The organism is Stenotrophomonas sp. SAM-B (assembly GCF_013387485.1).
In the GTDB taxonomy this organism is placed as follows: Bacteria; Pseudomonadota; Gammaproteobacteria; order Xanthomonadales; family Xanthomonadaceae; genus Stenotrophomonas; species Stenotrophomonas maltophilia_AA.
Genome location: NZ_JABBXB010000004.1, coordinates 132,373 through 144,348, shown reverse-complemented (window position 1 = coordinate 144,348; position 11,976 = coordinate 132,373). Strand labels below are relative to the sequence as shown.

At 62.4% G+C, this 11,976-nt stretch carries 12 protein-coding genes; 7 read left to right on the top strand and 5 right to left on the bottom strand.

Translation table 11 applies throughout. The annotated features are described in order from the left end of the window. Nucleotides 1-22 precede the first annotated feature (22 nt). The gene (locus HH110_RS10690) at nucleotides 23-949 is read right to left on the bottom strand and encodes a LysR family transcriptional regulator (RefSeq protein WP_176989663.1); all 927 of its coding nucleotides are present in this window, start codon (nucleotides 947-949) and stop codon (nucleotides 23-25) included. A 140-nt stretch (nucleotides 950-1,089) separates the two neighbouring features. Here HH110_RS10690 and HH110_RS10685 point away from each other — a divergent pair, with 140 nt between their 5' ends. Continuing rightward, nucleotides 1,090-1,791, top strand: coding sequence for a pirin family protein (locus tag HH110_RS10685; RefSeq protein WP_176989662.1), 702 nt, complete (start codon nucleotides 1,090-1,092; stop codon nucleotides 1,789-1,791). A gap of 57 nt (nucleotides 1,792-1,848) precedes the next feature. Here HH110_RS10685 and HH110_RS10680 read toward each other — a convergent pair whose 3' ends face one another. From HH110_RS10680 to HH110_RS10670, 3 genes are all read right to left on the bottom strand, one after another. Then, nucleotides 1,849-3,987 (bottom strand): TonB-dependent siderophore receptor, encoded by a 2,139-nt coding sequence (locus HH110_RS10680; RefSeq protein WP_176989899.1) that lies wholly within the window; start codon nucleotides 3,985-3,987, stop codon nucleotides 1,849-1,851. A 231-nt stretch (nucleotides 3,988-4,218) separates the two neighbouring features. Continuing rightward, entirely contained in the window at nucleotides 4,219-5,367 is a 1,149-nt protein-coding gene (locus HH110_RS10675; protein WP_176989661.1) for an aldo/keto reductase, read from the bottom strand. A gap of 112 nt (nucleotides 5,368-5,479) precedes the next feature. After that, a complete protein-coding gene (locus tag HH110_RS10670; protein WP_241696522.1) occupies nucleotides 5,480-6,160 on the bottom strand; it encodes an ankyrin repeat domain-containing protein in 681 nt (226 codons plus the stop codon). Nucleotides 6,161-6,345: 185 nt separating this feature from the next. Here HH110_RS10670 and HH110_RS10665 point away from each other — a divergent pair, with 185 nt between their 5' ends. From HH110_RS10665 to HH110_RS10640, 6 genes are all read left to right on the top strand, one after another. Beyond that, complete coding sequence (locus HH110_RS10665; protein WP_176989660.1) at nucleotides 6,346-6,723, top strand: VOC family protein; 378 nt, start codon at nucleotides 6,346-6,348, stop codon at nucleotides 6,721-6,723. Nucleotides 6,724-6,918: 195 nt separating this feature from the next. Continuing rightward, the gene (locus HH110_RS10660; RefSeq protein WP_176989659.1) at nucleotides 6,919-8,094 is read left to right on the top strand and encodes a site-specific integrase; all 1,176 of its coding nucleotides are present in this window, start codon (nucleotides 6,919-6,921) and stop codon (nucleotides 8,092-8,094) included. Between the two features lie 55 nt (nucleotides 8,095-8,149). Further along, nucleotides 8,150-8,641, top strand: coding sequence for a hypothetical protein (locus tag HH110_RS10655; RefSeq protein WP_176989658.1), 492 nt, complete (start codon nucleotides 8,150-8,152; stop codon nucleotides 8,639-8,641). Continuing rightward, a complete protein-coding gene (locus HH110_RS10650) occupies nucleotides 8,638-9,519 on the top strand; it encodes a hypothetical protein (RefSeq protein ID WP_176989657.1) in 882 nt (293 codons plus the stop codon). The genes HH110_RS10655 and HH110_RS10650 overlap by 4 nt, the downstream gene beginning before the upstream one ends. A gap of 754 nt (nucleotides 9,520-10,273) precedes the next feature. Continuing rightward, complete coding sequence (locus HH110_RS10645) at nucleotides 10,274-11,218, top strand: nucleotidyltransferase (RefSeq protein ID WP_176989656.1); 945 nt, start codon at nucleotides 10,274-10,276, stop codon at nucleotides 11,216-11,218. Beyond that, entirely contained in the window at nucleotides 11,203-11,712 is a 510-nt protein-coding gene (locus HH110_RS10640; protein ID WP_176989655.1) for a hypothetical protein, read from the top strand. Before HH110_RS10645 ends, HH110_RS10640 begins: the two co-directional genes overlap by 16 nt. On the opposite strand, the gene HH110_RS10635 is transcribed toward HH110_RS10640, so the two are convergent. Then, entirely contained in the window at nucleotides 11,709-11,942 is a 234-nt protein-coding gene (locus HH110_RS10635; RefSeq protein ID WP_176989654.1) for a hypothetical protein, read from the bottom strand. The two genes, HH110_RS10640 and HH110_RS10635, sit on opposite strands and share 4 nt — an antisense overlap. Nucleotides 11,943-11,976 lie beyond the last annotated feature (34 nt).

Below are 11,976 nucleotides of genomic sequence, written 5' to 3'. Positions count from 1 at the left end.
GCGAGGCCACGATTCAGGTTGACTAGCCCAGCCAGGCCTCCATGGTCGGCCACCAGCCCGCCAGCACCTCCGGGCGCTGCATGCGCTCGCGCCACCACTTCAGCGCCGCCCCCTCCTCGCCGGTGCGCCAGGCCAGCCAGAAGGTCTCATCCGGCTTGGGCTCCTCGACCTGCTTGATCACCAGCCGCCCCTCGCGCACTGCCTGCTGCACGTACGGCTCGGGCAGGAAGCCGAACCCCAGTCCCGCGCACTGCAGGCGGAACTTGCTGACCATGTCCGGCACGGTGACCGTCTCCTGCCCCATCAGCAGCCCGACCGTACGCGGCAGCAGCCGCCGCGCCGAATCGGCCACGGCGATGGCACAGTGGCCGGCCAACTGCTCGCGGCCCAGCGGCTCGGGCGCGGTGGCCAACGGGTGCGAGGGCGCCACCGCGAACACGAAACGCACCACGCCCATCGGCTCGACCACGTAGCCCCCGCCACTGGGCCCCTCGCCCGCCGCGCCGACCAGCAGGTCCGCACGCCGGTCCAGCAGCGCCTCCCAGGTGCCCGACAGCGATTCACTGATCAGCCGCATCCGGGTCTGTTCGGCCACCGCGTTGAAAGCGCGCACGTCCTCGGCCAGCAGTGCCGGCACGAACATCGAGTCGACCGCCACGGTCAGTTCGGCCTCCCAGCCGGAGGCCACCCGCCGCACCCGCATCTCCAGCTCGCGCGCCGCCCGCAGCAGGTGGCGCCCCTCTTCCAGCAGGGCCTCCCCGGCCGGGGTGAGGTGCGCGCGCGGCCCGACCCGGTCGAACAGCTGCACGCCTAGGTCCTCCTCCAGCTTGGAGACGGTGTAGGAAATGGTCGAAGGCACCTTGTGCAGGGCCTTGCCAGCCGCGGCGAACGAGCCCCGGCGGTCGATGGCATCCAGGATCTGCAGGGCGTCGAGGCTGAGCTTGAGCATTCGAATTTTTCGATGATGGCTTGCAAAACTATCCGTTTTTCAAGCCGGCGGAGCAAGCGGATACTGGCCGCAACAGGAAAGGGGACGGCAGCGACCGCCCCGGACCGCCATCGAAACCATCGAACACCAAGGAGATTCCCATGCTGCAGATCCGCAAGAGCAACACCCGTGGCAAGGCCGACCATGGCTGGCTGAACTCCATGCACACCTTCTCATTCGCCAACTATTACGACCCGCGCTACGTCAGCTTCGGCCCGCTGCGGGTGATCAACGAAGACCGCGTCCAGGGTGGCCAGGGCTTCGGCACGCACAGCCACAGCAACATGGAGATCATCTCCTACGTGCTCGGCGGCGCGCTGGAGCACAAGGACTCGATGGGCACCGGCTCGGTGCTGCGCTACGGCGACGTGCAGCGCATGAGCGCCGGCAGCGGCGTCAGCCACAGCGAGTTCAACCACTCGGCCGACGAAGCAGTGCACTTCCTGCAGATCTGGCTGTTCCCCGACCAGGAAAACATCACCCCGAGCTACCAGGAGACCCACTTCGCCCCGGACACCAAGCGCGGCCAGCTGCGCCTGATCGCCTCGCGCGATGGCCGTGAGGGCTCGCTGCTGATCCACCAGGACGCCAACATCTACGCCACGATCCTCGACGGCGACGACCGCGTTCACCTGCCACTGACCCCGCGCCGCGGTGCCTACGTGCAGGTCGCCCGCGGGCAGCTGCAGGTCAACGGCATCACGTTGGAGACCGGCGATGCACTGCAGGTCAGCGACGAAGCACAGCTGACGCTGGAAAACGCCAACGACGCGGAAGTCATCGTGTTCGAGCTGGCGCTGTAACCACCCGGCCTCAAACGCAGACACCCCGGTTGCCCGGGGTGTCGTTCGTTGCGTGGATCAGAATTTGTAGTTCAGCGTCAGCCGCACGTTGCGCGGCTCGCCCCAGGTGTACGTGCTGTACCAGCTGAAGATCGTGTAGTAGTGCTTGTCCAGCAGATTGTTGACGTTGAGCGTCGCCGACAGCTGGTCGTTGAACTGATAGCGCGCCATGGCATCGAGCAGCCAGTACGGCTCGGTGCGATGGAGCTGGCTCCCGCCGGTGGCGGGGTTGGTGATGGTGCCGAACGTGCTGCCCTGCCAGCGCGCGCCACCGCCCACGCTCCAGCCATCGGCTGCACCGGTGAGGCGGTAGCTGGTGTGCACGCTGAACTGATCTTCCGGCTCCAGCGTGGAGACCTTGGTGGACTGCTGGCGCGCGATCTTGTGCGCATAGCCGCCCTGGACCTGCCAGCCCGGCGCCAGCTGACCCGACACCTCCAGCTCGTAGCCCTTGGTGCGCACCCCCATCAGGCCTTCATAGGCGATCCCGCCGCTCGGCGTCCTGCCGCCGGTCGGTTGTGCGTAGTTGTCCTGCTCCAGCTGGAACACCGCCGCGCTGGCGTTGAGTCGGCCGTCGTAGAACTCCGCTTTCAGGCCGGCCTCGTAGCTGCGCCCTTCCATCGGATCCAGTACCCGGCCCTGTTCGTCCTGGTTGCCCTGCGGCTTGAAGATGGTGCTGTAGCTGGCGAACACCGAGAAGTTGCGGTTGAGGTCATACACCAGCCCGGCGTACGGCACGACCACGCCACTCTCGTCGGTATCCGGAGATTTATAGTTGGCGATGCGGCTGCCGACGATCAGCTTCAGCGGATCGGCCAGGTCGAAACGGCCCACCACGTAGGCACCGCTTTCGCGGGTGACCTGGTTGTCACCGTAGCCCCACTGCCAGTCCGGCTCGGGCACGTCGCCGGTCCAAGCGTAGTAGTCGGCAACGCTGCTGACATAGCCCGGCTGCGGCGAGTAGCCGTTGTTGACCCAGCGCTTGCGCGACACGCTGCCACCGACGACCAGCTCGTGCTGGCGGCCGAACCATTCGAACTTTCCGCTCACATATAGATCGGCCGCGTTGCTGGTAGTCTTGCCGATGTACTGGCCCAGCCACATGCTCACGCCCTCGCCGGTCACCGGATCCGGATTGCCACCGGCCGCGGCACCCAGCGAGGCGTCATACCCGTTGACCTGGTGGTTGAGCTGCAGCTTGGCGACCCAGTCATTGCCGAAGGTGTGCTCCAGCGTGGCGAAGCCGGTACGGGCGTACTGGCCCCAGCGGCTCCATTGCGCGCCGTTGTTGAACGAGCGCGGCATCTTGTTGAAATTGCCTTCGCTGTCCAGCAGCGGAATGCCGCCCCAGCTGGAACCCTCGGGATCGCTGTCCTGGTAATCGGCCCCGACGGTGAGCAGCGTACTCTCGCCGATATCGGCCTCGAGGATGCCGTAGAACACCTCATTGCTGCGCTGGTAGTGGTCGGCATTGGAATGCCTGTCCTGGTAGGCGCCCACCACGCGGCCGCGCACGCGGCCACTTTCGGTGAGCGGCCCGCCGACATCGACCTCGGCGCGATAGCTGTCCCACGAGCCCACGCCCAGCGTGGCGCTGCCGGCCAGTTCGCGGGTCGGCTTCTTGCGCACCAGATTGATGGTCGCACCCGGGTCGCCCATGCCGGTCAGCAGGCCGGTGGCGCCCTTGAGCACTTCGATGCGGTCGTAGATGGCCATGTCGCTGAGCGTGTTGCCGGCCGAGTACGCCGAATCACGCGCCATCGGGATGCCGTCGTACTGGAAGTTCTGCACCGCGAAGCCGCGCGCGTAGTACTCGGTGCGCTCGCTGTCATAGGTGACGATGCTCACGCCGGGCGTGACCTTCATGACGTCGTCGATGCCGTTGAGGCCGAAGTCGTTCATTTCCTGCCGGGTGATCACGCTGATCGACTGCGGGGTCTGGCGCGGGCTGAGCACCAGGCGGGTCGCGGTGGCGATCGTGCCGGGCGTATACGAATCACTGCCTTCGGTCACGGTGCCGAGCTGGTTGGCGGTGACCTGCACCGTCTGCAGGGTCTGCGCGCCTTCCTTGGGCGGCGCCTCGCTACGTGGCGCCTCGTCGGCCTGCACGGCCGAGGCGGACAAGGCCAGGCCCAGCACGCAAGCCATCGCCTGCATCAGCGGGGAGAGCGCGGGAACAGCACGACGGCGACCCGGGTGGATCGGGGCAACACGGAACGGAACGACGGACACGGCAATGCCTCCAGGCAGGAAGGGACTCCTCTGGCGGCGGCTGGAGGGAACGAATGGGCGGCATGATGCCGCATCCGGGGCGCCAGTGGAAGATGGCGCGACCGTTGAGGCAGAAGGCGTTCGGGGGTCGCCCCGCACCAGGCGGGGCGTGGTGGGTCAGCCGCGCGGCACCGGGGCATCCGAGGCGATCAGCTTCTCCTGCTTCAGCTCGGTCCAGAACGCAGCCGGAATCGCCACGGACATCGAGGCGACATTGGCCAGCACCTGTTCCGGCGTCCGCGCGCCGGGAATGACCGCCGAGACCACCTCCGGCGCATCGGCGAACTGCAGCGCCGCGGTGCGCAGATCCACACCATGGCGATCGCAGAGGGCCTGCACCTTCGCGCGCTTCTCCGGCGCCCACGACGGCACCCTGCCGTCATACAGATAGCGATCGCGCCCGGCCAGGTAGCCAGCCAGCAGCGGCGAGCCGACCACCACCGATGCACCGTGTGCGGCGATCTTCGGGAAGGTGTCGTGCAACGCCTGCTCGTGGTCCAGCAGTGAGTACTGGCAGGCGAGCAGGAAGATGTCCGGATCCGCCTCGGCCACCGCACGCAGGGCCGGCTCGGGACGGTTCACACCGAAGCCCCACGCCTTGATCAACCCCTCCTCGCGCATGCGGGTCAGCGCCGGCATCGCGCCCTTCGCCGCTTCCGCGAAACGCTGCTCCCAGGGCATGCCCAGGTCCTTCTCGTTGTCCGGCGACAGGTCATGGATGAAGACCACGTCCAGCTGCGACACACCGAGCCGGTTGAGGCTGTCCTCCACCGAACGCCGCGTGCCGTCCGCGGAGTAGTCGTAGCGGTAATGGAACGGCGACGGGTCCTTCCACATCACGTCCTGCAGCTCACCGGCGGTCGCCGTCAGCAGGCGCCCGACCTTGGTCGACAGCGTGTACTCGCGTGCCGGGTGGTTGTGCAGATGATGGCCGTAACGACGCTCGCTCAGGCCCAGCCCGTACCAAGGCGAGGTGTCGAAGTAGCGCACCCCGGCCGCGTACGCTGCGGCCAGGGTGGCTTCGCTCTGCGCATCGGTTGCGGCCTCGAAACCATTGCCGATCGCGACGCCGCCCAGGCCCAGGCGGGTCTGCGGCCGGTAACGCCTGCCCTGCTGCGCGGGATTGCCGGGCAAGGGCTTCGCTGAAGCCTGGCCGCGGGTGGGCAGGACGCTGCCCGGGCCGGCCGCTTGCGCCATCAACGGGGAGGCGGCGAAAGCGGCAGTGCCGGCGGCGGCAACGGAAAGGAAGTGGCGACGTGCGTTCACGGCGACTCCTGTTTCTGCGGGGAAGCGGACAGCGTCGCAGAGCGGTGGTGCAGAGCATGCCGTTGCCGCGTCAAGGCAGCGACAACATTGCCCCCTTCCGCCCTGCGTATGCTCAGCCCTGCGCAGCGCCGGCGGCGAGAAGCAGCGTCTCGATCGCGCGGTACCCGCGCTGGCGTGCATGCTGCAGTGGGCTCACGCCTTCACCGTCGGGCAGGTTCACATCCGCGCCTGCCGCGATGAGCTGACGGACGATCTCGACATGCCGTGGGCCGCCATCGGCGAGGATGATCGCCTCCAGCAGCGCGGTCCACTGCAGGTTGTTGACGTGATCCACATCGACACCGGCCGCGATCAGCGTCGCCACGGTTTCCACGTGCCCGCGTTCGGCCGCTGGAATGAGTGCGGTGCCGCCGTAGCGGTTGGTGCTCTTCAGGTCCGCGCCGGCCGCCAGCGTCGCGCGCAGGATCTCGAGATGCCCGCGGGCACCGGCGTAGAGGTAGGGGCTGTCCTGGATCGCATCCTTGGCATTGACGTCGGCACCGGCCTGGATCAGCGCCAGCGCGGCCTCCACGTGATTGTGGTGGGTCGCGACCAGCAACGGTGTCGCCTTCGCCACGCCGCGCGCATCCACCCGGGCGCCCTGCCCCAGCAGCGCACGCACCGCCGTGGCATCGCCCTGCTCCGCCGCCCGATGCAGCCGCTCTTCCAACGAGGCGGCACTGGCCGGCATGACCATGCCCATCAGCAGGCCCATGACCACCCAACCACGCAGCGACCTCCGTCCCCTCGACATTTTCCTGCTCCTTCCACGGGGGCGTCCGGTGACGCCGCTGGAGAACGAACGTAGCCGAGCCGCCGCGCCGGCACCAATGAAGATTGGGGATCGACGGCATTCGCCATCCGAATGCGTCGGCCGGCGCGCGTGCCGCCGATTTCATGCGACGCTGCGCGCGACATTCGACACGGACGCACATCGCCATGCTGCATCACATTTCCCTGGGGGTGCGCGATCTCGCGCGTGCCGCCGCCTTCCACGATGCCGCGCTCGGTGCGCTGGGCATGCGCCGCGTCTTCGAAGACGACGAGGCCATCGGATATGGCTACGCGGAGGATGAGGACCTGGTGTGCCTGAAACTGCGGGCCGATGCCGCAGCGCCGGGCCCTGGATTCCACCTGGCGTTCGGCGCCCCTTCCCGCCAGGCCGTGGACGCATTCCATCGCGATGCGCTGGTGGTCGGCGGCACCTGCAATGGTGCGCCGGGACTGCGCGAGGACTATGGCGATCACTACTACGCCGCGTTCCTGATCGATCCGGATGGGCATCGGATCGAAGCGGTCTGCAAGTCGGTCGTTTGAACCGGATCGCACAAAGAAAAAGGCCTCCGTACTTGCGTACGGAGGCCTTCTCTACAACTGGCGGAGCGGGAGGCCGATTTCGCCATCTCACGCTGCCTCATGTGATCGCAAACGCCTGCTGTATCAGGCGTTGCGACTCCACACCCTTACCATCCTGTCTCATACAATCGCACCTATAAGCATGGGGCAGATCTGATGGCAAGACCAACGAATCGGCTGAGCGCTCGCGCCGTTCAGACCACTGTCAAACAAGGCTACCACGCTGACGGCGCGGGCCTTTACCTCCTCGTCGGCCCAACAGGGGCCAAATCGTGGGTGTTGCGCTATCAGCGCGACGGCCGCCGGAGAGAGATGGGCCTGGGGTCTACCGGCGCGGTCACCCTGCAGGAGGCGCGCGCCTCTGCTCTTGAGCAGCGAAAGATGCTTGTAGCAGGCAAAGATCCCATTTCGGCCAGACGCGTAGCGCGATCTGCCGGCGCGACCTTCGCAGAGGCAGCCGATGCATACATCACATCCCACCGGTCCGGTTGGAAGAATGACGCCCAGGCTGAACAGTGGATTCAGTCCCTTCGCGACTACGGACCGAACCGCTCGATACCGATCACCGAAGTCGACACACGCGTAGTGATGTCCTGCCTGGTTCCAGTATGGGAAGCCAAGACGGTGACGGCGACACGAGTGCGCGGACGCATCGAGCGTGTTCTGGACTGGGCAAAGGTGCACGGCATGCGAGAGGGTGAGAACCCGGCGCGCTGGCGCGGACATTTGGAGAACTTGTTACCTAAACCTAGCAAAGTGAGCAAACCCCAACACCATGCGGCAATGCCTTATGGGGATACTCCAGCGTTTATGATAACCCTTGCGCAACGAGACGCCAGATCACGCCGAGCCCTGCGCTTTACGATCCTGACGGCGGCACGTACCGAAGAGGTCACAGGTGCTGACTGGTCAGAGTTCGACTTAAAAGCGAAGCTCTGGACGATCCCTGCCAGCCGTATGAAGGGCGGTCGGCAGCACGTGGTGCCACTCGCCCATGCCGCATTGAATATCTTGGATGCGCTTCCACGGAGCGAGCCTCCGTTCTCGCTATCGGAGAACGCGATGCTCTACCTGCTTCAGAAGGTGCCTCCAAAAGGGCTGGGGCTTCCATTCACCGTTCACGGGTTTCGGTCCAGCTTCCGTGACTGGGCGGCGGAAACCACGAGCTTCCCGCACGAGGTCGTAGAAATGGCACTAGCACACGCTATCCGCAATAAAGCAGAAGCCGCGTACCGACGAGGCCAGCTCATCGAAAAGCGCACTCTACTCATGAACGCCTGGGCCGACTACATCGCTGGAGAAGCACAACTCACCGATCCAGTGAAATCTTAGATATGGCTACTATAGCCAGCTAGACACGCCCGCAGCTCAAAAAAAGGAATACGCAATGACCATGGAAGTTATCGACATCGTTTCAATGACTGAAAGAATCGCCGCGCTAGGCGGGCACCCACCGGCAGGGCTTGCAATTCTGCCTGAGAACCTCGCCACAGCGGCGACAAAGAGCGATCTCCGGCAACAAGTCGAATCTGACACAGTAAGAACGCTCCTCAGGGAGCACGGAATTCACTTTTCGGAAGTCTTCTCAGATGCCGACCAGCCTCCATACTTGCAGCAGTACAGCTATGAATGGTTCGGCCCCACCCTATTTGTATCTGCATCGCTACTATCCCAAAACCCCACCGCGCTCTCAGTAGCGCTAGGCATAATCACAAACTACCTTTATGACTTGTTTAAAGGGGCCACAGAAGGAAAGGCCTCACTTAAAATTGTCCTAGAGAGACCAGACGGAACTTGCAAGCAGATTATGTATCAAGGACCAGCTGAGGGCATGAGCGAAATTGCAAGCATTGTAGATGCTCTGGAGAAAGGCCCATGAATGCCGAAATCTCTGCGCCACCCACCGAGATGTCTATTGAAATGATCATTGATGACTTCAATCAAAATCTATCAAGGGCGGCAGAGGCTTTGGGCATAACTGTGGCGAGCAACATACAAGTTGACGCAGCTCGATCTCTTGATGGATTGATGAACCAAGCAATCGCAGTGATGCACCAGGCGATTGATCGCAATGAGGAAGACATTGCAAACTTGCTACTCGCTTTCCAATGCACCATTGGAGCGCTACGCGCGGAATTGTTGATGTGGGTATTACTCAAGAGAGACTTGCCGAATGCAGCGTGGGATCAGCTAGTTGCTGCCCAACTCGGCTGTTTGGATGCCGTCCGTGCTCATGAGGGCTTTGACGGATGTCAAAGGCACCTCAAAAGCCTGAACGAGCTAGAGTCGACACTTTTTCCGCCACAGACCTTTCTCAGCGCCGGGTTCGTCGCCGATAGACTGGACTGTTCAATATGCGGAGAGAGGTACGCGACCTGCCGACATCTGCGAGGGAAGGCATACATGGGGGCGTTCTGCGAAGTTGTACATCGCAATCCCAGAGGAGACCACGTTGCCATAGTCAAGGTTCCCGCGGATAAACGATGCCGGGTCATATCCATTAAGACCGAATCCGGACATCGAGATAAGCTCTCATTAGAGGTAACGCCGTACACGTCGAGTGAGACATTCGTCGCAGATGGACCGCTAGAAGTGCAGTCTATTCTACTATCCACCAACCGCTACCCGTATATGTTTTCCTCCGAAACTGTATTGGGAAAGGGAGGTCGTCCAGAAGCCACATCCACATTCCCAGCTCAGCCGGCCCACAGCTTGACTGAGGAAGACCCGCTCGTCAGCAACAATGCGGAGGAATGACGACACCAACATGGCTCCTGCACCAACTCATCCTTACATAACAGAGCCAAGTATCGTAAGGGCGCGAGATTAAAATTCGGCACCAACGAACTCACTCCACAAAGGCTGAGGGCGGCAACGTGTTCAGGACATGCCGTGAAACCATTGATGGTGCAAGGAAACATCGACGATAGTCAGGCCCCTATCGCCGGATCGTGGGGGAGGCAGTGCGGCGGCCAGCCTTCGCGCTTGCTGGCGCTCCTCCGTTGTTTTCTTAGGCTGGCAGGCAATCTCCGCGTCTGTCTCGGCGGTGGCCACGAGCCTGGCCACCGCCTCTCGCAACGGCACCCCCTCCAGTACGCGAACAGCGCACCATCGCTCGGCGTAGCGCTTTCCTTGCCGCACGCTGGACGCCCAGACCTCCTTCTCTTCCCACAGCTTCCTGCAATAAAGGACGACCCGGATACCCCGCGCGCTGGGCTGCACGCTGGCGATCTGACGGTTCCCCCACCATAGGCCCCAGTGGTCACCGCACTGCACCCCAGCCCTTGGGGCGAGGCGCAGACCTGAAGCCGGTGAAGTTGCATGGAGGGAGCATGGACGCAGGATACGGGCCGGGATCTCAGATTCTGCGACGGCGTGTCAGGACGATGCAAAGTTACCGGCGGGCGCCGCTCAAGCGGCCCATGACACAGGCTGAACTACCTGCGGCTCCCAGGTCCGGCAAAAATAGGTTGTAGGGTCAATAACATCCCCCCTATGATCAGGTGAATTGATGGGTGCGGAATCGCACCGGGACAGGGGGGGGCAACCAATGCCGAAATGGAACTATGTCGAGAAGCGATTCAGCACATTCCTGTCAAATATCGAATTGACGGCCACTCAAAAAGAAAACGGTCAAACGAAGATATCAAGCGTGACCAAATGCCTAAATCAGGCCTATTGGGACAGCGACTCCAGCACAGAGAATTCATTTGCCATAGGGTCCTGGGGAAAAGGCACCGCCATCAGACCACCCCGCGATGTAGACCTATACTTCGTCCTGCCCAGCGAGGTGTACTGGCGCTTTGAAGGCTACTCAGCCCTCTCCAACAAGCAAAGCGCGCTCCTGCAGGAGGTGAAGTCCAAGCTCCTCGGAACCTTCAGTCGAAGTGACATCAAAGGAGATGGCCCCGTTGTTGTCGCTGCATTTGCTTCATACGACGTGGAAGTTGTCCCGGCATTTCTACTCGACGCCGAGGCTCAAACCTATTGGGTAAGCGACACGAAAAATGGCGGTTCGTACATCCTAACCATGCCGCAGTCAGAACAAACAGCAATAAACAGCAATGACGCTTTGTACCGTGGAAATTTGCGGCCACTGATCAAGATGATTAAGACATGGCAAGCATACTGCGATGTACCCATCAAGTCCTTTCACTTGGAGCTACTCGCCACTAACTTTATAAGTAGCTGGGCATTTAGCAATCAAGGTCTGTTCTACTATGACTGGATGTGCAGGGACTTCTTTCACTGGCTGACAACGAAAGCGAACTCATATCAGTTCAGACCTGGAACCTTCGAGTTGGTGTCCGTTGGTGACAAGTGGCTCTCAAAGGCCACAAGGGCCGCCGATACAGCGGAAGCCGCCTGTGAAAACGAGCGTGACAATTGGAATGCACTCGCTGGAAACGGTTGGCAGCAAATATTTGGAGCCGACATCCCATGCATAGCGGAATAGATCCACGCGTTGAGGCGATCACCAAAGAGTGCAAACGCCTTGAGGAATCCTGCCTTTACACCGCCGCCTCCCTCTTCAGTTGGGAGAGAGAAGCGAGGGCCCTGCGAATTTTGTTCATTGTGGCGCCTATTATCCTAGGAGGCATAGCGACGATCCGGCCGCTATTGAGGGAGGCTTCATACGAATGGCTCACTGCACTTTGCGCCTTGGGGGCAGGACTTTTTCCTGCGATATTCAAGGCTCTTGACTGGGATGTAAGCGTAAAGCTAGTGGGCGACAGCGCCAACAGATTCAAAAATCTAGAAAACCGCTTCAGGCAGCTCTCTGCGTTTTCCGAAACAAGCACGTACGAGGATGCAAAGTCCTCTTTTGATGAGCTTTACGAGAGGCTCGAGGATGCCCGAGCATCAAACCCAACCCCGCCCGAGAGACACTTTAATAACGCCCGCAAGAAGATAAAGAAGGGCCACTTCCAGAGCGAGCCCCAACCCTAAATGGCCACTTCGATGAGCGGTAGATTGGGAGCTATCTCAAAAACCCGCCCGTCCCGGACCCACACGTTGTAAGGGATAGTGCTCCCGAGGATGCCGATAGCCCGCATCTGCGCCCCGTCATAGGCGACCAGGCTGCTGGTCCCGTCGGCGTTGTGAGCGGTGACGGTTGCCAGCAGCCGGGCGCTGGGGCCGACCAGGCCATCAAACTGGTCCCACAGATCAGTTCGCATCGGTGTAATGCCTCCGGAACACTGACGTGCACGC

Bases quoted from the DNA above. Each gene is read 5' to 3' on its own strand.
- HH110_RS10650 (WP_176989657.1), top strand. From the start codon at position 8,638: ATGAATGCCGAAATCTCTGCGCCACCCACCGAGATGTCTATTGAAATG.
- HH110_RS10685 (WP_176989662.1), top strand. From the start codon at position 1,090: ATGCTGCAGATCCGCAAGAGCAACACCCGTGGCAAGGCCGACCATGGC.
- HH110_RS10655 (WP_176989658.1), top strand. From the start codon at position 8,150: ATGACCATGGAAGTTATCGACATCGTTTCAATGACTGAAAGAATCGCC.
- HH110_RS10665 (WP_176989660.1), top strand. From the start codon at position 6,346: ATGCTGCATCACATTTCCCTGGGGGTGCGCGATCTCGCGCGTGCCGCC.
- HH110_RS10680 (WP_176989899.1), bottom strand. From the start codon at position 3,987: ATGCAGGCGATGGCTTGCGTGCTGGGCCTGGCCTTGTCCGCCTCGGCC.
- HH110_RS10635 (WP_176989654.1), bottom strand. From the start codon at position 11,942: ATGCGAACTGATCTGTGGGACCAGTTTGATGGCCTGGTCGGCCCCAGC.
- HH110_RS10660 (WP_176989659.1), top strand. From the start codon at position 6,919: ATGGCAAGACCAACGAATCGGCTGAGCGCTCGCGCCGTTCAGACCACT.
- HH110_RS10690 (WP_176989663.1), bottom strand. From the start codon at position 949: ATGCTCAAGCTCAGCCTCGACGCCCTGCAGATCCTGGATGCCATCGAC.
- HH110_RS10670 (WP_241696522.1), bottom strand. From the start codon at position 6,160: ATGTCGAGGGGACGGAGGTCGCTGCGTGGTTGGGTGGTCATGGGCCTG.
- HH110_RS10645 (WP_176989656.1), top strand. From the start codon at position 10,274: ATGGGTGCGGAATCGCACCGGGACAGGGGGGGGCAACCAATGCCGAAA.
- HH110_RS10640 (WP_176989655.1), top strand. From the start codon at position 11,203: ATGCATAGCGGAATAGATCCACGCGTTGAGGCGATCACCAAAGAGTGC.